Raw genomic sequence first — 22,380 nt, 5'->3', positions numbered from 1 at the left:
CAGAAAGGTAAATACCTCATGGAACATGAAAACCTCAACGCCGGTCTCGACGCCTCGTTCGACATCGTGGCCCGTCAAGAAGCCGCCGATGCCGCGCTGAGCGCCCTGCGCGGCGAGATCGAGGAAGTGAAGTCGCGGTTTCGCACGTCCCGCCCGCCGCTGAGTGCGGCCCATGGCGGCAATCATGAGCTGAAGGGCTTTGTCGACGGCTATCTGCGCGCCGGACGCGAGACCGAGCTGAAGTCGCTCAACACCGCGGTGATGGGCGATGGCGGCTTCGTCGTCCCCACCGTACTGGATCAGCAGATCGCCGAGCGCCTGCTGCGCCTCAGCCCGATCCGCTCGATCGCGCAGGTTGTCCAGACCACCACCTCGGACTATCGCAAGCTGATCGCCACGGGCGCGCCGCAGTCGGGCTGGGCCAGCCAGACCGGCGCGCGGGGCGAAACGACCTCGCCCAAATTCGCCGAAATCATCCCCCCCTCGGGCGAACTCTATGCCAACCCCTCGGCCACGCAGTTCATGCTGGACGATGCCGGCTTTGATGTCGAAGGCTGGCTGGCGGGCCAGATCGCCAATGAATTTGCCCGCGCCGAAGGGGCCGCCTTCGTTTCGGGCACGGGCACCAACCAGCCGCTGGGCTTTCTGACCGGCGCCACCAGCACCGCCGACGATACCAGCCGCACCTTTGGCATGCTCCAGCATCTGGGCTCGGGTGATGCGGCGGGCCTTGGCACGGCGCCCGATGACCGGCTGATCGACATGGTGATGGCGCTGAAACCGGGCCATCGTCAGGGCGCGGCATGGGTGATGAATGCGGCCACCATCGCCCAGATCCGCAAGGTCAAGGATTCGACCGGCGGCTATATCTGGCAGCCTTCGGTCATCGAAGGTCAGCCTAACCGCCTGCTGGGCTATCCGGTGGTCGAGGCATCGGACATGCCCGATGTAGCTGCCGGCGCCTATCCGATCGCGTTTGGCAATTTCCAGAACGGCTATCTGATCACCGAACGCTTTGGCACCCGTCTGCTGCGCGATCCCTACAGCAACAAGCCCTATGTCAACTTCTACGCCACCAAGCGCGTGGGCGGGCAGGTGCTCGATAGCGACGCGATCAAGCTGCTCAAGATCACCGCCTAAAGGCTCTCCCCGCCTGGCCCTTCGCGCCGCGACGCCGTTTCGGCGCGAAGGGCATCTTTTTCGTTCATGCAATAAGGGAGACCGCCATGACGCGGGTTATCGTCACGCCACCGGCCCTGGCACCTGCGGCGCTGGCCGAGCTGAAGGACTGGCTTGGCATCACCATTTCGGCGGACGATGCGGGTCTGACCAGCCTGCTCAGCACCGCGCTGGAGGTTTGCGCCGATTATATCGGCATGGTGCCGCTGGCCGTCACCTATGAAGAAACGCTGTGCGTACCCACCGGCCGCTCCGCCCTGCCCGGCCCGGCCGATTGGCAAAGCTGCCATTTCCCCGGCGACTGGCACGGGCGGGGCGGCAACGATGGCTGGCACCGGCTGGGCCTGCGCCCTGTCTCGGCGCTGATCTCGGCTGAAGCGCTGAGCAGCACCGGCACGCGCAGCACTCTGTCCGACACCCAGTATTCGGTGCGGATCGACGGCGATGGGCAATGCGCGATCCGCATTCCCGCCGCCATCGGGCTGGACCGCGCGGTAGTGCGTTTTACCGCCGGATTGGCGGATCAATGGTCGGGCCTGCCCGAATCGTTGCGCCATGGGATCATGCGCCTTGCCGCGCATCACTATCGCCAGCGTGAAAGCGCCGGGGCCGATGCCCTGCCGCCTGCCTCGGTCACCGCGCTGTGGCGGCCATGGCGCCGGATGCGCATGGCATGATCGCCGCCTCGTTTCAGCCCGATCCCGGCCAGTTGGTGAATGCACTGACCCGGCAGGCCGAAGTCATGGCGCAGGAAGCCGCCCAGCAAGCCCGGAGCGGAGGCGATTCCACCGCCATCTGGCGCAATGCGCGCCTGCTCTGGCCCGCCTTTACCGCCCCCGCCAGCCAAGGAGGATAGGCCCCATGGAAATTCCCCTGCGCGCCAGTCTGATCGAATGGCTGGCCAGCGATGCCACGCTTGCCACCATGCTCAACGCCATCACCGAGGAGGCGCCCAGCCGCACCGCTCTGCCGTGGCTGGCCATCGCCACCAGCGCCAGTGTGGACTGGAGCACCAAGACCGAAGCGGGCTGTGAAACGCGCATCGCGCTCGAACTGCATCTGCGCGGCGACCGGCCCGAAGATGGCGCCGCAATGACCGGCGCGGTTCAGGCCCGCATCGCCAGCCTGCCGCATGATCAGGGCGCCTATCGCATCGTCACGCTGAACTTCCTGCGCAGCCGCGCCGAAGCGCGCGCCAACAACACGCGCGCGATGCTGCTGGAATATCGCTTCCGCACCATCGCTGTCTGAAACCCTTTCCTTTCAAGGAGGACACCATGACCGCTCAATCCGGAGCCGCTTTTTTGCTGAAAATCACCGATGGTGCCGCAACGCCCACCTTCAACACCGTGGCGGGCCTGCGCACCACCCAGATGTCGATTGCCGGACAGGCCGTGGCCATCACCACCAAGGACAGCGCGGGCTGGCGCGACCTGCTTTCGGGTGCCGGCGCGCGCACCATTTCGGTCAGCGCCGCCGGGGTGTTCATGGGATCGGCCGCCGAAACCCGCATCCGCACCAATGCACTGGGCGGGGTGATCGACACCTATCAGCTCAGCTTTGAGGACGGCAGCAAAATGCAGGGCCAGTTCCTGGTACAGAAGCTGGAATATTCAGGCGATTACAACAATGAGCGCTCGTACACCATCCAACTCGAAAGCTCTGGCCCGGTGGTGTCGGTATGAATTCCGCCAATCCGTGGCGCGGCGAATCCAGCCTGATCGTGGCGGGCGAGGCGCGCGTGCTGCGCCCCAGCTTTGCCGCGCTGGTGGCCGCCGAGGAGGAATTGGGGCCGTTGTTCGCTCTGGTTGAGCGCGCGGCCGCAGGGCAATTGCGGCTGGCCGAGCTGATCGGCCTGTTCTGGCATTGCCTTGCCCGGCGCGAGGGCATCACCCGCGATCAGTTGGGCGAAGCGGTGGTGGCGCAGGGGCTGGCAGGCGTCTCGCCGCAATTGCGCGGCCTGCTGGGCCAGATCCTGCAAGGCGAGGGGTGATGGGGCAAAGCGCCAGCTTTGGAGAAGGCGCTCGGCGCTTGTCCGCTCTGGCGGCAAGACTACTGGGGTGGCGGCCCGATGCATTCTGGGCCGCCACCCCCGCCGAACTGGCCGCCATTCTGGCCCCCGATGCCGCCCCCGGCGCCGCGCCGCTCACCCGCGAGGAAATGAACCGCTTGATGGAGCGCGACCATGGCTAATACTTCCAGTTCCAGCGGATCGGATACGGTCCAGAGCCTGCTCATCGACGTGCGCGCCAGCACGCAGGGCTTTGCCCAAGATATCTCCGCCATGCGCAGCGGCTTTGATACCACGCTGCTGCCCGGATTTACCCAGGCTGGCTCTGCGCTCGACAGCGCACTGACGCAGGCGTTGAAACGCGGCAGCAGCGGGTTTGGCGATCTGCGCACCACCGCGCTCAAGGCGCTGGCCGATATTGCCGCCAGCGCGTCAAGCAGCCTTTTGTCCAGCGCGCTGGGGCTGGAGAGCAGCTCGAGCGCGACCTCGGGGATTTCCTCGCTTATCAGCTCGGTCCTCGGCCTGCCCGGACGAGCGACCGGGGGGCCGGTTTCGCCGGGTCAGGCCTATCTGGTAGGCGAGCGCGGGCCGGAACTGTTCGTGCCCACCTCGGCCGGATCGGTCGCCTCGAACGGCGCGCTCAACTCGACCTCGCGCAATGTGAACGTGTCGATTCAGCTTAACGGCGGCGGCAGTGATGCTCCTGCCGCCATGCAGCGGTCGAGCCGCCAAGTGGCCAGCGCCGTGCGCCGCGCGCTGACGCAGGCCTGATGCCGCAAACCTGCCTCCGCAAACCTGACTGAGTAGGAACCACCGATGGCCTTCTGGCTTGCCTCCGCCCGTGAGGGACAGGAAACCGACTGGATCCAGCGTTTTGACCCGAGCTTCTGGACAGTGAATTTTCCGCGCCCGATGATGGCCGCGATCACCACGCCCGCGCCCGATGCCCTGCGGCTCGACGCCTGTTTTCTGACGCAGGGCGATCTGGCCGGGTTGATCTGGGAGAGCGAGGATACGCTCGACCATCCGCTGCTCTCCTATGCCACGGCGCGCGATTATTCGGGCACGACCCTGTCGTTCCGCTGGCGCTCGGGCGGACTGATCGCGCTGGATCAGACCAATGGCCCAACACTGACCATCGAGGGGCGCGATGCGGGCGGCGCGGCGCGCACGTGGTATGTCCGCCTGTGGAACTTTGCCAGCGGATCGGGTGAGGACGCACAGATCACTCTGAACTTTTCCGATGTCTTCGGCGGATGGTCGCGCGATTTCGGGATGGATCCGCTCTATCCCGCCGACATTGACCGCATGTTCATCTCGCTGGTGCCCAATGGCTATGCTGCCGGTTCGACCACACCCTTGAGCACCAGCGCCAACGCATGGGCAGAATTGACCAATATCCGCTGCACCGGGCAAAGGGCGATGCTGCGGATCGGCAATATCTTTGTGCCCCCGCACGGGCTGGCCATGGCCACCGCCTATGATGACAGTTTCAACCAGACGCCCGCCCGCCTGCTCCGTTCGGTCCGCCAACTCGGCTATCGGGGCAGCATCCTGCACTATGTCGGAATGAGCCATTTCTTCCAGCTCACCGCTTCGGGCGGCAGCTATCTGGTGGGCCTGTCGGGCGATCCTTTGTGCCTGCCCGCGCGGGCTTGGCATGGGGAATTCTTCGCCGCCTGCAAGGCATGGGGTTATTCGCCCATTGCCTCGCTTTCTTATGAAGTGCTGGCCGCACATTGCCCGTCGGCGTGGCAACAGCGCGCGGCCAATGGCGATCCGGCGATGACGGGCTGGTCTCCGCCCTCGGCGCTGATGTCTCCGGCCAATACGGCGGCGATGACGTGGCAGAAATCGGTCGCAGCCGCCTTTGCGCAACTGCTGGTCGATGCCGGTTGCGCTGTGCGCTTTCAGGTGGGCGAGCCGTGGTGGTGGGTGATGAGCGATGGGCGGATCTGCATCTATGACGATGCGGCCAAGGCAGCCTTTGGCGGCAGCCCGGTGGCGATCCCCGATTTGCGCGCCGACCTGACCTCCGCGCAAACCGCCCTGCTGGATCAGGCAGGCGCGATGCTGGCGGCCTCGACCATCGCTCTGGCCGGCGCGACGCGGGCGGTGGCGCAGGCTGCGGGCGTGGCCAGCGAGACATTGTTGCTGACCTTCGTGCCCACGGTCCTTGACCCGGCGACGCCTGAGGCGCGGCGGGCCAATATGCCGGTCGGCTGGGCCAGCCCCGCTTTCGACCGGCTTCAGGTCGAGGATTACGACTGGCTGACCGCAGGCGCCGATGCCCAGCGTCAGGCCGCCTATCAACTGGTCAATGACCGGCTGGGATATCCGCCCGAACAGCAGGATTATCTGGCCGGTTTTGTCCTCCTGCCCAGCCAGACCAACCAATGGCGCCTGATTGATCAGGGCATTGGCGAGGCCCGCGAGCGGGAGGCGCATGAGATTTTCGTCTGGGCCCTGCCGCAGGTCTGCCGTGACGGCTTTGTCGCCCTGCCTATTGCCGAGGACAGCAACGATATGAACGCTTTCGACGATGTGGCCTATCCGCTGCCGCTGGGGCTGGACACCAAGATCAGCCCTTCCTTTTCCACCAGCGTGACCACCACGGCCTCCGGCTTTGAACGCCGCAATAGCCTATGGAGCGATGCCAAGCTGAGCTTTGATGTGGGACCGGGCATTCGCTCGGAACAGGATCTGGGCGTTCTGCTGGGGTTCTTCCGCGCGCGGCGCGGCCCGGCACGCGGCTTCCGCCTGTGCGACCCCAGCGATTTCAGCTCGAACGGCATGACCGACACGCCATCGGCCAGCGATCAGGTGCTGGGCACCGGCGACGGTGTGCTGGCCAACTTCCCCCTCGTCAAACGCTATGGCGCAGTGGCGCTGGGCGATGATGAGGCCCAGTTGCGGCGCATCACCCGCCCGCGCAGCGGCTCGGTGCTGGTCAGCGTCAATGGCGTAGCGCAGGCCAGCGGCTGGATGCTGGGCGCGGGCGGGGCTGTGCAATTCACCACGCCGCCCGCCGCCGGAGCCATCGTGCGCGCGGGGTTCCTCTTCGATGTGCCGGTGCGCTTTGAGCAGGACCGCCTCGACATCTCGGGCCTGACCTTTCTGGCCGGAGAGGCGCCCTCGGTTCCCCTGATCGAAGTGCGGGAGGCGGTATGAGCCGGGTATGGTTCGCGCAGCAACTGGAAACCGTGGCAACCTATTGGCGCATCATGCGCGGCGATGGGTTAGCGCTGGGCTTTACCACGCATGACCGCGACCTGTGGTTCGATGGGCTCAAGCATATGGCGGCGCCCGGCATGATGCCTGCGGCGATCCGGCGCACATCGGGGTTGGACGATGATTCGGCCGAAATCACCGGCGCGATCAGCCACTACGCGATCAGCGCCTTTGACCTGCAATCAGGCCGCTTCGAGGGCGCGCGCGTGGTGGTGGGGGTGGTCGATTGGGAAACGATGGAGCATCAACCGCTCTATCGCGGTGCGATCGGCACGGTCAGTCAGGAAATGCAGGGCTTTGTCGCCGAACTGGAATCGAGCAAGGCAGAGCTGGCCCGCGATCCGATCCCGCGCACGAGCCCCACATGCCGCGCGCAATTCTGCGACCGGGACTGCGCCCTTTCGGCGGCGCGTTTCAGCCATGAGGCCACGCTGCTGGCGCATGATCTGGACAGCAATCTGGTCCATCTGACCAATTCTTCCGGTCTTGGGCTCGATCTGGGGCTGCTGCTGGGCGGGACGCTGCGTTGGATCGATGGGCCTTATGCAGGCCTGTCGATGACGATTACCGGGCGCTCCGGCAGCTTCCTGATGCTGGATCATCCGCTCGATCTGGCGCTGACCAGCGGGTTGCGAGTGACGCTGCGCGAGGGTTGTGATCACACGCTGGCCACATGCGGCGAGCGTTTTGGCAATGCCGTCAATTTTCGCGGCGAGCCGTTCCTGCCGGGCAATGATCTGGTGGTGCGCTATGGGGTGGCGGGATGAGTTTTGCGCTGGATCTGGCGCAGGCCGCCGAGGATCTGGTCGGCACGCGCTTTCGCCTGCATGGCCGCCATCCCGAACATGGATTGGACTGTCTGGGCGTGCTGGCGGCGGCGCTGCGGGCGGTCGGGCGCCCCGGCGATTTGCCCACCGATTATGCCTGGCGCAACGCCAATCCGCAGCGCGCGATGGATCTGGCCGGGCGGTGGGGTTTTGTCGCGGTCGAGGGCGCGATCCTGCCCGGCGATGTGGTCCTGCTGCGCATGGGGGCCGCCACGCTGCATTTCGTCATCGCCGTTTCGGGCGGCAGTTTTGTCCACGCTCATGCCGGCCAGCGGCAAGTGTTGCGTTCACCCGCCATGCCTGATGGCGTGATGGTCGAACACTGGCGCCTTGATCCAAACCTTTAAGGAAGCAGACCATGGCTACGATTTTGTTCACGGCGATCGGCACTGCCTTTGGCGGGCCTTTGGGTGGCGCGCTGGGCGCATTGGTGGGCAGCCAGATCGACGGGGCGATCTTTGGCACCTCCAGCAAGCGTCAGGGCGCGCGCCTGCAAGACATGAGCGTCACCACATCGACCTATGGCGCAGCTCTGCCGCGCCATTATGGCCGGATGCGGGTGGGCGGCACGATCATCTGGGCCACCGATCTGAGCGAGCATAGTTCGACCAGCGGGGGCGGCAAGGGTCAGGCCTCGACCACCACCTACAGCTATACCTCCTCCTTTGCCGTGGCGCTGGCCAGTCGCCCGATCATCGGGATTGGCCGGATCTGGGCCGATGGCAAATTGCTGCGCGGATCATCGGGCGATCTCAAGGTTGGCGGCACCTTGCGTATTCATGACGGAACGGAGGATCAGGCACGCGACCCGCTGATGGCTTCGCTGTTGGGCGGCGATCTGTGCCCGGCCTTTCGCGGCACAGCCTATGTGGTGTTTGAGGATCTGCAATTGGGCGAATTTGGCAATCGCATTCCCAGCCTCAATTTCGAAGTCTTTTGCGATGAAGGAACGCTCAATCTGGCCACGCTTGTGCAGGATGCGGTCGAGGATGCTCATGTCGATGTGCCGGTCGATGGCGTTCTGGGTTTTTCCTGTTCAGACCCGCTGGCCGATACACTGGCGGCTTGGTTGCCGATTATCCCGATTGTCTGCAATGCCGATGGCGAAGGGCTGACCATTGCGCCGCAGGATGTTGCGGCGGTGCGCATGTTGGACGAGCCGGTCGCGGCCACGGGCGGCGGGGATTTCGGCGGCAAGGGCGGCTATAGCTGGAAACGCACGCCGCCCGCCAAATCGCCGCCAAGGTCGCTGCGCTATTACGATGTCGATCTGGATTATCAGCCTGGATCACAGCGAGCGCCCGGCGGCGCTCTTTCGGGCCAGCCCAAGACGATCGACCTGCCCGTCAGCACGACCAGCGAGGAGGCCTTTAGCCTGATATGCGGCGCGGTGCAGAGCGATGACTGGTCGCAGGAAACGATCCAGTGGCGCTGCGCCGAACTCGATCCGGCGGTGGCGCCGGGCAGTTGCGTGACACTGCCCTCGATTCAGGGCCTTTGGCAGGTGAAGGATTGGGAGTGGCGCGACACGGGGATCGAACTGAACCTTACCCGCATCGCTCCTGCGCAGGCGCTGATCCGGGCGGCCACAGCCTCCGGGCAGGCCAATCTGGCCTCCGATCTGGCGGTTGGCCAGACTCGGATCGTCGCCTTCGAACTACCCTCGGACGGGAGCAGTACTGGGGACGCCGGGCTGATCTATGCCGCGCTCTCATCCTCAGGCAGCGCGTGGAAGGGGGCCGTCCTCTATGTCGATGATGGCACCGGGGCCTTGACCCAGATCGGGACCAGTGGGCGGCAACTGGCCACTTTGGGCAAGGCGCTGACTGTGCTGGCGACGGGGCCTTCACACGTGCTGGATCGGTATAATGCGGTTGAAATCGAACTGGCCAATGCGAGTCTGGCTCTGGTCGACGCCACACTGCGCCAATTGTCGGCGGGAAGCAATCGCGCCTTGCTGGGCACGGAAATCGTGCAATTTGGTCGGGCGGTGCCGCTGGGCGGTGCGCGGTGGCGGCTGGAGCAATTGCTGCGCGGGCGCGCCGGAACCGAAGCGGCCATCGGCAACCATGCCATCGACGAGCCCTTCGTCCTCCTTGATGACACCGTAATCGAGTTGGACAAGACCAAGCTGGGCAGTTCAACCAGCAGCCTGATCGCGGCCATGGGGCTGGGCGACAGCGATCCGGTCGAAACCGCGATTGCCTGTCGCGGGATCGCCACGCGCCCCCTCTCGCCGGTACAGGGTCAGGCCGGGCTGCAGTCGGATGGTTCGTTGAGCCTGAGTTGGACCCGAAGGGCCCGGGGCGCCTGGGTATGGTCCGATTATGTCGATGTCCCGCTCAAAGAGGAAAAGGAAGCCTATCAAGTCGGCTACGGCACGACCTCGGCCCCATATGCCTTTTGGGAGGTAACTTCTGCCAGCCTGATCCTTACCGCCGCGATGCAAAGCGATCTGGTTTCAGCCCATGGTCATGGCGCTCTGTGGGTCAAACAGATCGGCACCTATCAGGCTTCTGACGCACTGCACTTGTTCGACCTGTGATCCCTGCCCCGCGCAAGATGTCCTAGCAACAGGAGAATTTCTATGAGCGATCCCCTCACTTTCGATAATGCCAGCGCTCGCTTCGGCCTCCCCTTCCTCTATTCCGGGCAGGCGCAAAAGGAGTTCTACGTCAACGAAGCCTTCGCCATTGCCGATGCCCTGATGCACTGCACCATCGAGGGCACCGCGACCACGCCGCCCACCGCGCCTGTCGACGGCCAGAACTGGAGCATCGGCACCGGCGCCACCGGAGACTGGGCAAGCCATGTCGGTCAGATCGCCTGTCGGCAGAGCGGAAACTGGCTCTATGTTACGCCCAGCGATGGAATGAGGGTTTTCGATCGTTCCACCGGCTGCTCCCGGCTCTATTCGTCGGGCTGGAAAATCCCTTCATCGATCAGCGCGCCAACCGGGGGCTCCACGGTGGATTCGGAAGCCCGCAGCGCGGTGAGCCAGTTAATCACTACGTTAAGGTTAGCGGGCATTTTGCCTTAAGGCGCCATACAGAGGCCAAAATGCCGCAATCCAAGAATTGAAATTGCCTCACCTGTGGCAAATTTGCAACGATCCTAAGTATTTCTCGGCTTGCACGCCTGTAAGCGAGGGGTTAGACCTGCGCGCAATTGGTAGCCTCTCACTCGCACAAGGGGAAAACAAATGCGCAAGATTGCCTTGGGCTTGGCGCTGGCATCTACTGCCCTCGCTACGCCGGCACTGGCCAAAGACAAGACCTGGTACGTCGAAGGCGACGCCGGTGCTGTCATCGTCGAATCCAACCCGCTTGCCAACGTCACCACGGGCGGCACCGCTCTTGGCAACATCAAGTCGAAGCTTGGCTATGACTTCGGCGGCATCGTCGGGTATGACTTCGGTCCCTTCCGTCTGGAAACCGAAGCCAGCTATCGTCGCGTCAAGACAAAGTCTTTTGAAGCGGCCAACGGCACGATCTACACCGCCGACAACAGCCAGGTTATCGGCAACACCAGCGCTCTGAGCTTCTTGGCCAACGGCCTGCTCGACTTTGGTCCCGACAATGGCCTGCAGGGCTTTGTCGGCGGCGGCGTTGGCGTGGCTCGCGTCAAGAGCTTCAACGTGACCTCGCTGGTCAGCAATGGCGTGGACGATTCGGCCACCGGCTTTGCCTGGCAGGCTCTTGCCGGCATTCGGGCGCCGATCAGCAAGAACTGGGATCTGGGTCTCAAGTATCGCTATTTCAACGCTCCGGGTGCAAACCGTTTCGTGGGCCTGACCGGCAATTCGCTGTCGGAATCGTTCCACTCGCACTCGCTGCTGGCGACGCTGACCTATAACTTCGGCGCTGAACCGGTGGCTCCGCCGCCGCCCCCCCCGCCGCCTCCGCCTCCGCCGCCCCCGCCTCCGCCGCCCCCTCCGCCGCCTCCGCCGCCGCCGGCTCCGGTGTGCAACAAGGGTCCCTACATCGTGTTCTTCGATTGGGATAAGGCCGACATCACCCCTGAAGCCGCGTCGATCCTCGACAGCGCCATTCAGGCCTATGGCAATTGTGCCTCGGTTCCGGTGGTTCTGGCTGGCTATGCCGACCGTTCGGGTACGCCCAAGTACAACATCGGTCTGTCGGCCCGTCGTAACGCTTCGGTCCGCGGCTACTTCACCTCGCATGGCGTCGCTGACTCGGCGATCTCGAGCCAGGCCTTTGGTGAAGCCAACCCGCGCGTTCCGACCGCCGATGGCGTTCGCGAACTCCAGAACCGTCGCGTGGAAATCACCTACGGTCCGGGTTCGGGCAACTAAGTCCAGCCTTTCAGGCAAAGATGGAAGGGGCGGCGCAAGCTGCCCCTTCTTTTTGTCCGGCTTATCCAGCCAGAGACAAAGGCTGACGAGCAAAAGAATTGGGCCGGAACCCCATGAGGAGCCCGGCCCGTATCAGCAGCTTTTAACGGTGGCGCTATTTGGTGGCGTAGCGCAATTTGTCTTCGATCCCTGCCTCGGCAAAACCGCCAAGACGCAGACGGCAACTGTCACAAAGACCGCAAGCCGAACCATCGGGCTGCGGATCATAGCAAGACCAGCTATGCCCTACATCCAACCCCAGCCGAACCGCCTCGCGAACGATATCGCCCTTGCCCAGAAATTGCAGCGGCGCGTGGATTGTGAATTCGCCACCTTCATCGCCTGCCTTGGTCGCCAATCGCGCAACCTCGGTAAATCCAGCGATGAACTCCGGACGGCAATCGGGATAGCCCGAATAGTCGAGCGCATTGACCCCGATAAAAATGTCCCGTGCCCCGACCGCTTCGGCCCAGGCCAGAGTCAATGACAGAAACACCAGATTGCGTGCAGGGACATAGGTGACCGGAATGCCCGGCTCCAGCCCATCCTTGGGCACGTCAATGTCATCGGTCAACGCCGAGCCGCCAAACTGGCGCAGATCCAGCGGCAGCACCACATGGCGCACCGCTCCCAGTTCCTTGGCCAGCCCCCTTGCCGCATCGATCTCGCAGGCGTGGCGCTGATTATAGTCAATGGTCAGCGCATAGATCTCGTAGCCAGCCTCGCGAGCCAGACCCGCCGAAACCATCGAATCCAGTCCGCCCGAAAGCAGGACAACCGCCTTGCGGCCTGCGGGAACATCAGTCTGGGTCATCATTCCATCTCTATTGAGGCAGGTTCAGGACAGAACCGCGCCACCTTACATCGAAATTGGGAAAAGCTTTGAGCAAAAGGCACAATCGATGGTGATCGCGCCATTCTCATCCCGCATTTCGGCCAATTCGGCCTCGCCAAAGCGTGCCAGAATCGTGCGGTAATGCTCCTCGCTGCACCGACACCCGCGCTTGAGCGGCGCGTCTTCCGACACGCGCACTTCGCTCTCTTCATGGAACAGCCGCCAAACCAATTGATCGAGCGCCAGATCGGCATCCACCAATTCGGCATCACGCGTAGATCCGGCCAGCGCCGCCACATGCTCCCAATGCGGATGATCGAGTTGCACATGCAGGCGCGCGCGACCTTCCTCACCCTCGGGCAGATGCTGCACCAGCAAGCCGCCGGCCACGCAATGGCCACCCACATCCGATGTCGCGACACGGATCAGCGTCGGCACCTGCTCGGACTGGATGAAATAGGCTTGGCACGCCTGCGCCAGCGAGTCGCCCTCCAGCGGCACAACCCCCTGATAACGCTGCCCGGTCACGGCCAGATCGAAGGTAATGGCCAGATAGCCCTTGCCGAACAGATCATGTAGCGTGGGATTTGGGCCCAGAGCCGCCAGACGCTCCTCGTCATGGCGCGCATAGCCGCGCACTTCCCCATTGCGATAATCGCAGACCAACAGGTCAACCACGCCATCCTGCGTCTGCGCCTGCATGGTCAACTGGCTGTCCTGATCCTTCAGCAAGGCGCCCATCAGCGCCCCCAACACCAGCGCCTCGGCCAGCAGCTTGCGGATCGGCGGCGGATAATCATGCGACGATTGCACAAGGTCGAGCACAGGGCCGAGCCGAACCGCCCGTCCCCGTGCATCGCGCGACGGGATGGTAAAATGCAGAACGCAATCCATGCCCGTGCTCACAATTGCCCGAATGCCCAGCGCAGCACCGATTTCTGGGCGTGAATGCGGTTTTCCGCCTCATCCCAGACAACGCTCTGCGCACTGTCAATCACGCTGTCGGTAACTTCCTCGCCACGATGCGCGGGCAGGCAATGAAGGAACAGCGCGCCCGGCGCCGCCTGCGCCATCAGCGCATCATTGACCTGATAGGGCTCCATCGCCTTGATGACGGCCTCGCCACCCGGTTGCCCCATCGACACCCAGGTATCAGTGACCACCACCTGAGCCCCGCGAGCAGCCTCAACCGCATCCTGGGTAAAGGTGATCTTCGCCCCGCGCGCGAGGGCCTGTTCAACAAAAGCACCATCCGGCTCAAAGCCCTTGGGGCCGCCCACGCGAATGTTGAACTTCAACAGCCCCGCCGCTTCGATCAGCGAATGCAGCACATTGTTGCCATCGCCCAGCCACGCCATCTCCATGCCCGGCAACGCCACGCCGCGCTCCAGCAGCGTGAGCAGATCCGCCATGATCTGACACGGATGCGAGGCATCGGTCAGGCCGTTGATCACCGGCACCGTGGCATAATGCGCCAGCTCCTCGATTTTGGCATGATCATTGGTGCGGATCATGATCGCATCGACCATGCGACTCAGCACACGGGCCGTATCGGCGATCGTCTCACCGCGACCAAGCTGCATACCGCCCGCATCCATCACAATCGCGCTGCCGCCCAACTGGCGCATGGCCATGTCGAAAGACACGCGCGTGCGGGTCGAGTTCTTCTCAAAGATCATAGCCAGCACATGGCCATCCAAAGGCGCATCGGCATCGACGCGCCCCTTGGTCCAACTGCTGCGCGCCCGCTTGCGGTCGAGCGCGTCATTCAGCATCGCGACAACCGCATCCCCCCCCGCATCGGAGAGGTTCAGGAAACGCCGAGCCATCACGCCACCTCTTCGGGCTGATAGCTGGCGGCGGCGGCCGAAAGCTTTTCCATGAACTCGTCAATATGGCTCTCGTCGATCACCAGCGGCGGCAGGATGCGCAGCGTCTTGTCACCCGCCGAAACGCTCAACAACTGGTGATTGTCGCGCAAATGGGCGACGAAAGGCCGCGGCTCGACCTTCATCTTCAGGCCAATCATCAGGCCCCGCCCACGCACCAGTTCGAACAGATCGGGATAGTTGCCGATAAACTGCTCCAGACGGCTGGTCAGCTTGGCGCCCATATCGCGCACATGGGCCATGAATTCCTCATTGGCCACCGCGTCCAGCACGGCATTGGCCGCCGACATCGCCAGCGGATTGCCGCCATAGGTGCTGCCATGCGTGCCCGCGACCATGCCGCGCGCTGCCTTTTCGGTGGCCAGACAAGCGCCCAGTGGGAAGCCCCCGCCAATGCCCTTGGCTGTCGCGAGAATGTCGGGCACCACGCCGAATTGCTCATAGGCATAGAACGTGCCGGTACGCGCCACGCCGCACTGAACCTCGTCAAAGATCAGCATCAGGTCATGCTCGTCGCACAGCGCGCGCAGAGCCTGCAGGAACTCGTCGCTGGGCACCTTGATGCCGCCCTCGCCCTGAATCGGCTCGATCATGATGCCGCCGGTGTTGGGGCCAATGGCCGCCTTCACCGCTTCCAGATCGCCGAAATCGACATATTTGAAGCCCGGCAGAATCGGCAGGAAATTCTTATGCATCTTTTCCTGATTTGACGCCGATATCGTCCCCATGGTGCGCCCGTGGAACGCCTCCTTGAAGGTGATCAGCTCATACTTGTCGAGATTGCCAACCTGCTGGTGATAGGCGCGCGCGGTCTTGATCGCGCATTCCACCGCCTCGGCGCCCGAATTGGTGAAGAACACCGTGTCGGCAAAGGTCAGTTCCACCAGCCGCTTGGCCACGCTTTCCTGATGCGGGCTGCCATACAGGTTTGACACATGCATCAGCGTCGCGGCCTGCTTCTGAATCGCGGAAATCAGCCCTTCATGGCTGTGGCCCAGCAGATTTACGGCAATCCCGGCGGCAAAGTCGAGATATCGGCGGCCATCCTCGCCAATCAGATGGCAATGCTCACCGCGCACCGGCCGAAAGGCGGTCCGGGGGTAAACAGGCATCAACGGCGAAATGGTCATCGATAGTTCCTTTGCATTCCAGAATGGCCCCAAAAGCGCGGGGCCGGTTTTCAATCCAGACAATGTTTGGCAGAATTTTCCGGCGGAAGCTGCAAACGCGAAATGGCGGCGGCCCGAACCGATTCGTTCGGACCTGCCGCCATTTGCGCGCGTTTATGCTGTCGCCGCCCCCGGGTCAAACCTGTCCTTAAAGGAAATCAGATCTGAACCCATTGGAGGCCATGCGTCCTCTTTAAGGCAAGAGGTTCGGGATCAACCCTGACGCGGCGAGAGGTTGACCGCCGAGTACTTGCCTCGTCGATCGACTTCGATGTCGAATTCCAGACGGTCGCCTTCGTTGATTTCACGAAGACCCGAACGTTCGACCGCGCTGATGTGCACGAAGGCATCGGGCTGGCCGTCATCACGCGTGATGAAGCCGAAGCCCTTCATCGCGTTGAAGAACTTGACCGTGCCGGTGGCCTTTTCACCGGTCAGCTGACGCTGGGGAGCAGCGGGCTCGCGCTTAGCGACCGCGATCACGTCACCCACGACCGACAGATCGCTGGCCGACACCTTGCCGCCACGATCCACCAGCGTGAATTCCAGACCCTGACCTTCGGCCAGACCTTCAAGACCGGCGCGTTCGACCGCGCTGATGTGCACGAACACATCTTCACCGCCGTCTTCACGCTGGATAAAGCCGAAACCCTTTTGAGCGTTGAAGAACTTCACGACGCCCTTGCCTTGGCCAACGACCTGGGCGGGCATGCCGCCACCGCCGCCGCCACCGCGCGGGCCGCCGAAGCCGCCACCACCGCCGCCGCCGAAGCCGCCGCCACGCGGGCCGCCGCCGAAGCCGCCACGATCACCGCCGCCGAAGCCGCCGCGATCACGCCCGCCACCGAAACGGTCGCCGCCGCCGAAACGGTCGCCACCACCAAAGCGGTCACCACCGCCCATGAAGGGATCGAAACCTTCTTCGCCGAACCCGTCGCGCTTGTCTCGGCCCCTGCCGCGACGCCCTCTATCAAAACCCATAAAACCGAAAGCACCTTCGCTTCGCCCTGATCCAAATCGCGTAGCGCGAGGACGAATCGCACCAAACGACAGGGCAAGCAGCCACGCAAAACGCGCGGCCCTCTCCTCTGCACTCTCCGGCATATCCTAAATTCCAGGTCATAGCGAATAGAATCGTGCGATCCGCCCGGATTATCCGAAAATAATACGTCAAAAGCGCGGCCAAAGCCCCTTGCGCAAATCCCCGCTTGTCTGATTCCCCGCCCCTTGGCAGAGCGAATCCAGCCTTTTGGCGCGGCCCCTCCGCCTTCGCGCCTGCCAAGAACAGGAGACGATCATGTTCCGCCAGATTTCCCAGAGCGTCTGGGCCAGCCCGCAAATCAGCCTTGCCGATGTCGAGGCCGCAGCCGCGCAGGGCATCACCCTCATCATCAACAACCGCCCCGAAGGCGAAAGCGACGACCAGACGCCGGGCGACGCCATTGCGCAGGCCGCCGCCGCCGCTGGCCTTGGCTATGTCGCCATCCCCGTCACCCATGCCGGTTTCAGTCAGGCGCAGGTAACCGCCATGGTCGATGCCCTCAAGGGCGAAGGCAAGATCCTCGCCTATTGCCGCTCGGGCACGCGCTCGACGCTGCTCTGGTCGCTGGCGCAGGCCAGCCTTGGCGCCGATCTCGACGAGGTCACCGCGCAGGCCGCCTCGGCCGGCTATGACGTCAGCCCGGTACGCCCGCTGATGGACATGTTGGCCGCACAGGCCCGCTAGGCCCCGCCCCAGAAACGAAAAGGCCGGAGCTCGCCGCTCCGGCCTTTTTCATATCCTCGACCTGCGCACAAAAAATGGGCCGGAGCGGCTGGCTCCGGCCCTTTATAAGTTTGTCGTTCGCAGGAGGAACATCGGTAGGCGGGACCGGGGAGGAGGAGAGGGAGGAGATCCCCAGCCCCGCCAAACTGTTGAAACTTAGTTGTTGTAGGCGCGTTCGCCATGCTCGGTGATGTCGAGGCCTTCGCGCTCGGCTTCTTCCGAAGGACGCAGACCGATGGTCTTGTCCAGAGCGAAGAACAGGACCGCCGAACCAACACCCGAGAGAACCAGCGTCAGCACCACAGCCTTGATCTGGGTGATGACCTGAGCAACCATGTCATAGCTGCCGGCCTTCGAGGGGAACACGGTGTAGTCAACCCAGCCCTGGCCGCCCAGCGAGGGATCGGCCACGATGCCGGTGCCGATTGCGCCGACGATGCCGCCGATACAGTGGACGCCGAAAACGTCGAGCGTGTCGTCATACTTCAGCTTGTTCTTCACGGTCGAGACGAAGAAGAAGCAGATCGGCGAAACCACCAGACCCAGCACGATCGAGGTCATCGGCGAAGCGAAGCCCGAAGCCGGAGTGATGGCGACCAGGCCGGCCACAGCGCCCGAAGCAGCGCCCAGCATCGAGGGCTTGCCATGCTTGACCTGTTCAACCAGCGACCAGCTCACAGCAGCAGCAGCGGTGGCGACAAAAGTGTTGATGAAAGCGAGCGAGGCAAGGCCATTGGCTTCGAGGTTCGAGCCAGCGTTGAAGCCGAACCAGCCAACCCACAGCAGCGAGGCGCCGATCATGGTCATGGTCAGCGAGTGCGGCGGGGTGGCTTCCTTGCCATGGCCCACGCGCTTGCCGATCACGAGGCAGCCGACGAGGCCGGCGATACCGGCATTGATGTGCACGACGGTGCCCCCGGCAAAGTCCAGAGCGCCAAGGCCATAGAGATAGCCGGCATCAGCGGTGTTGGCCGACAGGAAGTCGGGACCGGCGAAGTACCACACCATATGTGCCATCGGGAAATAGACGATGGTCAGCCACAGCACGGTGAAGATGATGAGCGGGGTGAACTTCACGCGCTCTGCAAAAGCACCGACGATCAGCGCCGGCGTGATGCAGGCAAAGGTCATCTGGAAGATGACATAGGTGTATTCAGGCAGATAGACGTTGTTCGAGAAGGTGGCCGCATAGGTGCTGGCCGAAACGCCCATCAGGAACGCCTTGGAGAAGCCGCCGACAAACGGCGAACCGCCGGTGAAGGCCATCGAATAGCCCCAGCACACCCACACAAGAGCGGCCACCGAAACAATCATGAACACCTGCATCAGCACGCTGAGCATGTTCTTGGTACGCACCAGGCCGCCGTAAAACAGCGCCAGCGCAGGGATGCTCATCAGCAGCACCAGCGCCGAGGAGACCAGCATCCAGCTGTTATCGCCCTTGTTGACCATGGTGGCCATCTGTTCGGCAGTCGGCGCCTTGATCGGCGCTGCCTGCGCAAAAGCGGTGGTGGCGGCAAAGAGCGATGCGCCCAAAGCCCCAGCACCGCAGATCATCTTGCGGATCATAGTGGGTTCACTCCTAAGGCTAGCGCCGCTCACAGAGCGGTATCCCCGGTTTCACCGGTGCGGATGCGGACGGCCGAGGCCAGATCAAGCACAAAGATCTTGCCATCGCCGATGGCTTCGGTGCTGGCGGCCTGTTGGATGGTTTCGACCACGCGCGGCGCCAGTTCGTCGCTGGCGGCGATCTCGATCTTCACCTTGGGCAGCATGTTGGTCGAATATTCGGCGCCGCGATAGATCTCGGTTTGCCCTTTTTGCCGACCAAAGCCCTTCACTTCGGACACCGTCAGACCGGCGACCCCAAGTGCGCCGAGGGCTTCACGCACCTCGTCGAGCTTGAACGGCTTGATGATGGCGATGATGAACTTCATGCCTATCCCCTATTAGCCAACCGGCCCAGCGCCGGTATGCCAACAGGTATTGCAAGGGGTGTGCCAATTTAGGGTTTTTTGAGATTCCGGGGATTCATCAGGCCGATTACCGCCGTCTGGTGGTTAATTGGGCCCGACCTGCGCCCGATTCCTATGCATCTGCCCAAAATTTAGGCAGCGCTTTGGAGGCAAAAGCCGTCAAACGTCCCGCACGCGCAAAAAACAGGCGCGCCGGAACTTCTATTCCGACGCGCCTGTTGAAACTGCAAAAGCGGGTAATACGCTTACCGCTCCTTGGTCGCGGAAAAGGTCAGCTCAGGATTGCGCTCCTGCTGATAGGACACATCCCATGACGAGCGCGCCAGAAACACCGGATCGCCATCGCGGTCCTTGGCCAGATTGGCGCGGTTGAATTCGGCAAAGTCGGACAGCGCCTTGGCCTCGCCCTTGACCCAGCGCGCGGTGTCGAAAGGCGCGGGCTCCAGCATGGCCCCCACCTTATATTCAGCCTCCAGCCGCGAAATCAGCACGTCGAGCTGAAGCTGGCCCACCACGCCCACAATCCACTGGCTGCCGATTTCGGGATAGAAGACCTGAATCACGCCCTCTTCGCTCAGATCGTCGAGAGCCTTGCGCAACTGCTTGGTCTTGGTCGGGTCTTTCAACTGAACACGGCGCAGGATTTCCGGCGCAAAATTGGGCAGGCCGGTGAAACGCACCTTGTTCGTTTCCGAAAGCGTGTCGCCCACGCGCAAGGTGCCGTGGTTGGGAATGCCGATGATGTCGCCGGGCTGCGCCTCGTCGGCAATCTCACGGTCCTGCGCAAAGAACAGGATGGGTGAATGCACCGCAATCGGCTTGCCCAGCGCCGAGGGCGTCAGCTTCATGCCCCGCTTGAACGTGCCCGAAACCAGACGCATGAAAGCGATGCGGTCGCGGTGCATCGGGTCCATATTGGCCTGCACCTTGAAGATGAAGCCCGTCACTTCATTGCCCGATGGGTCGATCACGCCCGCCTCGCTAGGTTGCGGGCGCGGCGGGGGCGCGATCCGGGCAATGGCGTCGATCAATTCGGCCACACCGAAATTCTTGAGCGCCGAGCCGAAAAACACCGGCGTCAGGTCGCCATGGCGATAGGCCTCAAGGTCAAATTCGGGATAGCCCGCCTGCCCCAGCTCGATCTCCTCGGCAAATTCCTCCGGCACCGGCTCATGATCGACCTTGCCCAGAAATTCGCGGCTGTCGCCTTCGGGCCGGCTGATGCGCCCGCTTTTCAGGTCAAGGATACCCTCGAACTGTCCGCCCATGCCCACCGGCCAGCTTTGCGGCGAAACGTCCAGCGCCAGCGCATCGGCCACCTCGTCCAAAATCTCGAACACCGGGCGGCCCTCGCGGTCCACCTTGTTGACGAAGGTGATGATCGGCACATTGCGCATCCGGCACACTTCAAACAGCTTGCGCGTCTGCGGCTCGATGCCCTTGGCCGCGTCGATCACCATGATCGCCGAATCCACCGCCGTCAGCGTGCGATAGGTATCCTCCGAGAAATCCTCGTGCCCCGGCGTGTCGAGCAGGTTGAAGGTGATATGCCCCAACCCCTCGAACTCGCGGGCAAAGGTCATCACGGATGACGTCACCGAGATCCCGCGCTGCTGCTCGATCTTCATCCAGTCCGAACGCGCGCGCCGCGCAGCCCCGCGCGCCTTGACCTCGCCCGCCAAGTGGATCGCGCCACCGTTCAGCAACAGCTTTTCGGTCAGCGTGGTCTTGCCCGCATCAGGGTGCGAGATGATGGCAAAGGTGCGGCGGGTGGCAAAAGGTTCGTTCATGGCGGAGTCAGTCATGGCCGGGCGCTTACATTGCGCCGGGCTTTTCGTCTATCCCGCGCTTTGCACCGGTTCGAGACATTGGCGCAGCGCCTTGGCTTCCTGATCGCGCAGAGGACGACCAAGCGGAGTGGCCACCGATACGCGGTGCTGCCCCTCCTCCGATTCAATATCTGCACGCAAATGACGAGCTGGGTTCCACCCCTGGATATGTTCCGGTGCTTCGCTGACCTCGACCCAACGACCGGTCAGTGGCAATTTGTCCATCAGACAGTCGGCCAAATCATCCGAAGGCAGATTGGTCACCTTGGAAAACACTAATCTGGCATTGTCAGCCTCGCGCCGCCTGCCTTCTCTGCCCGCCCAAAAAACAAGCAAAGCCAGCGACAGGATGAGCATGATCCAGCTCAGCATGGCCCAACGAGGCGGATAGGTGCCCTGAATAGGGTTCAACTTACTCTCACATCCATGCGGAACGTCGTTGCCTCACCCGGCGGCAAGAGGATGATCCCCGGCTTGTCGCTGATCTCGCCATCAAAGCCGAGCGGATCGGCATGGCCCGCCCACGGCTCAATGCATATATAATGTGCGCCGGGCACCTGCCACAGGCCCAGATCCGGCGTATCGGGAAAGGCAATATCAAGCGCGGGGCCATCCGACGAGACATAGCGCAAAGCGCGGCTGGCCAGGCCGATCCAGACCATCGCGTCGGCCTCAAACAGACCTTCATGCAACGCCAGTTCGCGCGCCACCACCGGCGTCTCCTCGCCGCCCGACAGCAATTCGCCCGTAGCCTTGCTGACCCGGCGCACCGCCTCCGGTTCGTCCTGCGCAAAGATGATGCGATGCCCCGCTTTTTCGCCCCCGTCCGGCAAGGGCCATGCAAAGGCGGGATGATAGCCAAAGCTGAAAGGCATCACCGCCGCGCCGCGATTATGCACCGTGGCCGCCATGCTCAAGGCGCCGCCATTCAGGCGGAACGCCATCTCCAGCCGGAAGGCGAAGGGATAGGCGGCGCGGCTGGCCTCGCTGTCCTCCAGCGCGAAAGTCACCGCATCCTCGCTCTGCGCCGCCAGCGCAAAACGCGAGCGCCGCGCAAAGCCGTGGCGCGGCAGGCCATATTCGCGCCCCTCATGGCGAAACGTATCGCCCGACAGCGAACCGATGATCGGAAACAGCAAAGGCGCATGCCCCGTCCAATAGGCCGGATCGGCATCGGTCATATATTCCCGCCCCACCCCATCGCGCAGCGATTGCAGTTCGGCCCCCAGCGGATGGATCAACGCGCTCCATTCGCCCGAGGTGATACGTACCAGTTCTTCGCTCACACCATTCCCCATCCGGCCAACAAAAAAGG

The 22,380-nt window shown here is 63.2% G+C and carries 25 protein-coding genes; 15 read left to right on the top strand and 10 right to left on the bottom strand.

Annotated elements, in window-relative coordinates; translation table 11 throughout:
• The first annotated feature begins 18 nt into the window (after positions 1-18).
• From FHW96_RS05130 to FHW96_RS05065, 14 genes are all read left to right on the top strand, one after another.
• Entirely contained in the window at positions 19-1,140 is a 1,122-nt protein-coding gene (locus FHW96_RS05130) for a phage major capsid protein (RefSeq protein ID WP_172339465.1), read from the top strand.
• A gap of 86 nt (positions 1,141-1,226) precedes the next feature.
• A complete protein-coding gene (locus FHW96_RS05125; RefSeq protein WP_172339464.1) occupies positions 1,227-1,856 on the top strand; it encodes a phage head-tail connector protein in 630 nt (209 codons plus the stop codon).
• A complete protein-coding gene (locus FHW96_RS05120; RefSeq protein ID WP_172339463.1) occupies positions 1,832-2,035 on the top strand; it encodes a hypothetical protein in 204 nt (67 codons plus the stop codon). Before FHW96_RS05125 ends, FHW96_RS05120 begins: the two co-directional genes overlap by 25 nt.
• 5 nt (positions 2,036-2,040) lie before the next feature.
• On the top strand, positions 2,041-2,430 hold the full coding sequence (locus FHW96_RS05115) for a DUF3168 domain-containing protein (RefSeq protein ID WP_172339462.1): 390 nt from the start codon (positions 2,041-2,043) through the stop codon (positions 2,428-2,430).
• Positions 2,431-2,456: 26 nt separating this feature from the next.
• The gene (locus tag FHW96_RS05110) at positions 2,457-2,864 is read left to right on the top strand and encodes a phage major tail protein, TP901-1 family (protein WP_172339461.1); all 408 of its coding nucleotides are present in this window, start codon (positions 2,457-2,459) and stop codon (positions 2,862-2,864) included.
• Positions 2,861-3,172 (top strand): gene transfer agent family protein, encoded by a 312-nt coding sequence (locus tag FHW96_RS05105; RefSeq protein ID WP_172339460.1) that lies wholly within the window; start codon positions 2,861-2,863, stop codon positions 3,170-3,172. Before FHW96_RS05110 ends, FHW96_RS05105 begins: the two co-directional genes overlap by 4 nt.
• Positions 3,172-3,372, top strand: coding sequence for a phage tail assembly chaperone (locus tag FHW96_RS05100; protein ID WP_172339459.1), 201 nt, complete (start codon positions 3,172-3,174; stop codon positions 3,370-3,372). Before FHW96_RS05105 ends, FHW96_RS05100 begins: the two co-directional genes overlap by 1 nt.
• The gene (locus FHW96_RS05095; protein WP_172339458.1) at positions 3,365-3,961 is read left to right on the top strand and encodes a tail tape measure protein; all 597 of its coding nucleotides are present in this window, start codon (positions 3,365-3,367) and stop codon (positions 3,959-3,961) included. The genes FHW96_RS05100 and FHW96_RS05095 overlap by 8 nt, the downstream gene beginning before the upstream one ends.
• Before the next feature lie 45 nt (positions 3,962-4,006).
• On the top strand, positions 4,007-6,361 hold the full coding sequence (locus tag FHW96_RS05090) for a DUF2460 domain-containing protein (protein WP_172339457.1): 2,355 nt from the start codon (positions 4,007-4,009) through the stop codon (positions 6,359-6,361).
• The gene (locus tag FHW96_RS05085; protein WP_172339456.1) at positions 6,358-7,188 is read left to right on the top strand and encodes a DUF2163 domain-containing protein; all 831 of its coding nucleotides are present in this window, start codon (positions 6,358-6,360) and stop codon (positions 7,186-7,188) included. Before FHW96_RS05090 ends, FHW96_RS05085 begins: the two co-directional genes overlap by 4 nt.
• Complete coding sequence (locus tag FHW96_RS05080; protein ID WP_216650780.1) at positions 7,185-7,595, top strand: C40 family peptidase; 411 nt, start codon at positions 7,185-7,187, stop codon at positions 7,593-7,595. Before FHW96_RS05085 ends, FHW96_RS05080 begins: the two co-directional genes overlap by 4 nt.
• Positions 7,596-7,606: 11 nt before the next feature.
• Positions 7,607-9,793 carry a phage tail protein gene (locus FHW96_RS05075; RefSeq protein WP_172339455.1) on the top strand — a complete coding sequence of 729 codons (2,187 nt, stop codon included), beginning with the start codon at positions 7,607-7,609 and terminating at the stop codon, positions 9,791-9,793.
• Between the two features lie 42 nt (positions 9,794-9,835).
• Positions 9,836-10,288: a DUF2793 domain-containing protein gene (locus FHW96_RS05070; RefSeq protein WP_172339454.1), complete on the top strand. Its 453-nt coding sequence runs from the start codon at positions 9,836-9,838 to the stop codon at positions 10,286-10,288.
• A gap of 162 nt (positions 10,289-10,450) precedes the next feature.
• Complete coding sequence (locus FHW96_RS05065; RefSeq protein ID WP_172339453.1) at positions 10,451-11,563, top strand: OmpA family protein; 1,113 nt, start codon at positions 10,451-10,453, stop codon at positions 11,561-11,563.
• A 154-nt stretch (positions 11,564-11,717) separates the two neighbouring features.
• Here the strand turns inward: FHW96_RS05065 and queC are convergent, their stop codons facing one another.
• The 5 genes from queC to FHW96_RS26590 form a co-directional block, all read right to left on the bottom strand.
• A complete protein-coding gene (queC, locus tag FHW96_RS05060) occupies positions 11,718-12,416 on the bottom strand; it encodes a 7-cyano-7-deazaguanine synthase QueC (RefSeq protein ID WP_172339651.1) in 699 nt (232 codons plus the stop codon).
• A 45-nt stretch (positions 12,417-12,461) separates the two neighbouring features.
• Complete coding sequence (locus FHW96_RS05055; protein WP_172339452.1) at positions 12,462-13,331, bottom strand: Hsp33 family molecular chaperone HslO; 870 nt, start codon at positions 13,329-13,331, stop codon at positions 12,462-12,464.
• Between the two features lie 8 nt (positions 13,332-13,339).
• Positions 13,340-14,266 (bottom strand): ornithine carbamoyltransferase, encoded by a 927-nt coding sequence (argF, locus tag FHW96_RS05050; protein WP_172339451.1) that lies wholly within the window; start codon positions 14,264-14,266, stop codon positions 13,340-13,342.
• Complete coding sequence (locus FHW96_RS05045; RefSeq protein WP_172339450.1) at positions 14,266-15,456, bottom strand: aspartate aminotransferase family protein; 1,191 nt, start codon at positions 15,454-15,456, stop codon at positions 14,266-14,268. Before FHW96_RS05045 ends, argF begins: the two co-directional genes overlap by 1 nt.
• 252 nt (positions 15,457-15,708) lie before the next feature.
• Positions 15,709-16,476: a cold-shock protein gene (locus tag FHW96_RS26590; protein WP_172339449.1), complete on the bottom strand. Its 768-nt coding sequence runs from the start codon at positions 16,474-16,476 to the stop codon at positions 15,709-15,711.
• A gap of 316 nt (positions 16,477-16,792) precedes the next feature.
• Here FHW96_RS26590 and FHW96_RS05035 point away from each other — a divergent pair, with 316 nt between their 5' ends.
• On the top strand, positions 16,793-17,221 hold the full coding sequence (locus FHW96_RS05035; protein WP_172339448.1) for a TIGR01244 family sulfur transferase: 429 nt from the start codon (positions 16,793-16,795) through the stop codon (positions 17,219-17,221).
• A 195-nt stretch (positions 17,222-17,416) separates the two neighbouring features.
• On the opposite strand, the gene FHW96_RS05030 is transcribed toward FHW96_RS05035, so the two are convergent.
• The 5 genes from FHW96_RS05030 to FHW96_RS05010 all read right to left on the bottom strand — a co-directional run bounded on the left by FHW96_RS05030 (position 17,417) and on the right by FHW96_RS05010 (position 22,351).
• Entirely contained in the window at positions 17,417-18,829 is a 1,413-nt protein-coding gene (locus FHW96_RS05030) for an ammonium transporter (RefSeq protein ID WP_172339447.1), read from the bottom strand.
• Between the two features lie 29 nt (positions 18,830-18,858).
• Complete coding sequence (locus FHW96_RS05025) at positions 18,859-19,197, bottom strand: P-II family nitrogen regulator (RefSeq protein ID WP_168603000.1); 339 nt, start codon at positions 19,195-19,197, stop codon at positions 18,859-18,861.
• A gap of 284 nt (positions 19,198-19,481) precedes the next feature.
• A complete protein-coding gene (locus FHW96_RS05020) occupies positions 19,482-21,041 on the bottom strand; it encodes a peptide chain release factor 3 (protein WP_253950743.1) in 1,560 nt (519 codons plus the stop codon).
• Between the two features lie 33 nt (positions 21,042-21,074).
• On the bottom strand, positions 21,075-21,437 hold the full coding sequence (locus tag FHW96_RS05015) for a hypothetical protein (RefSeq protein WP_172339446.1): 363 nt from the start codon (positions 21,435-21,437) through the stop codon (positions 21,075-21,077).
• A 35-nt stretch (positions 21,438-21,472) separates the two neighbouring features.
• Complete coding sequence (locus tag FHW96_RS05010; RefSeq protein ID WP_172339445.1) at positions 21,473-22,351, bottom strand: aldose 1-epimerase family protein; 879 nt, start codon at positions 22,349-22,351, stop codon at positions 21,473-21,475.
• Positions 22,352-22,380: the final 29 nt, after the last annotated feature.

Source organism: Novosphingobium sp. SG751A (genome assembly GCF_013149295.1).
Taxonomy (GTDB): Bacteria; Pseudomonadota; Alphaproteobacteria; order Sphingomonadales; family Sphingomonadaceae; genus Novosphingobium.
Note: the sequence above shows the minus strand (reverse complement) of the source record. Positions and strands in the feature narration are given on the sequence as shown.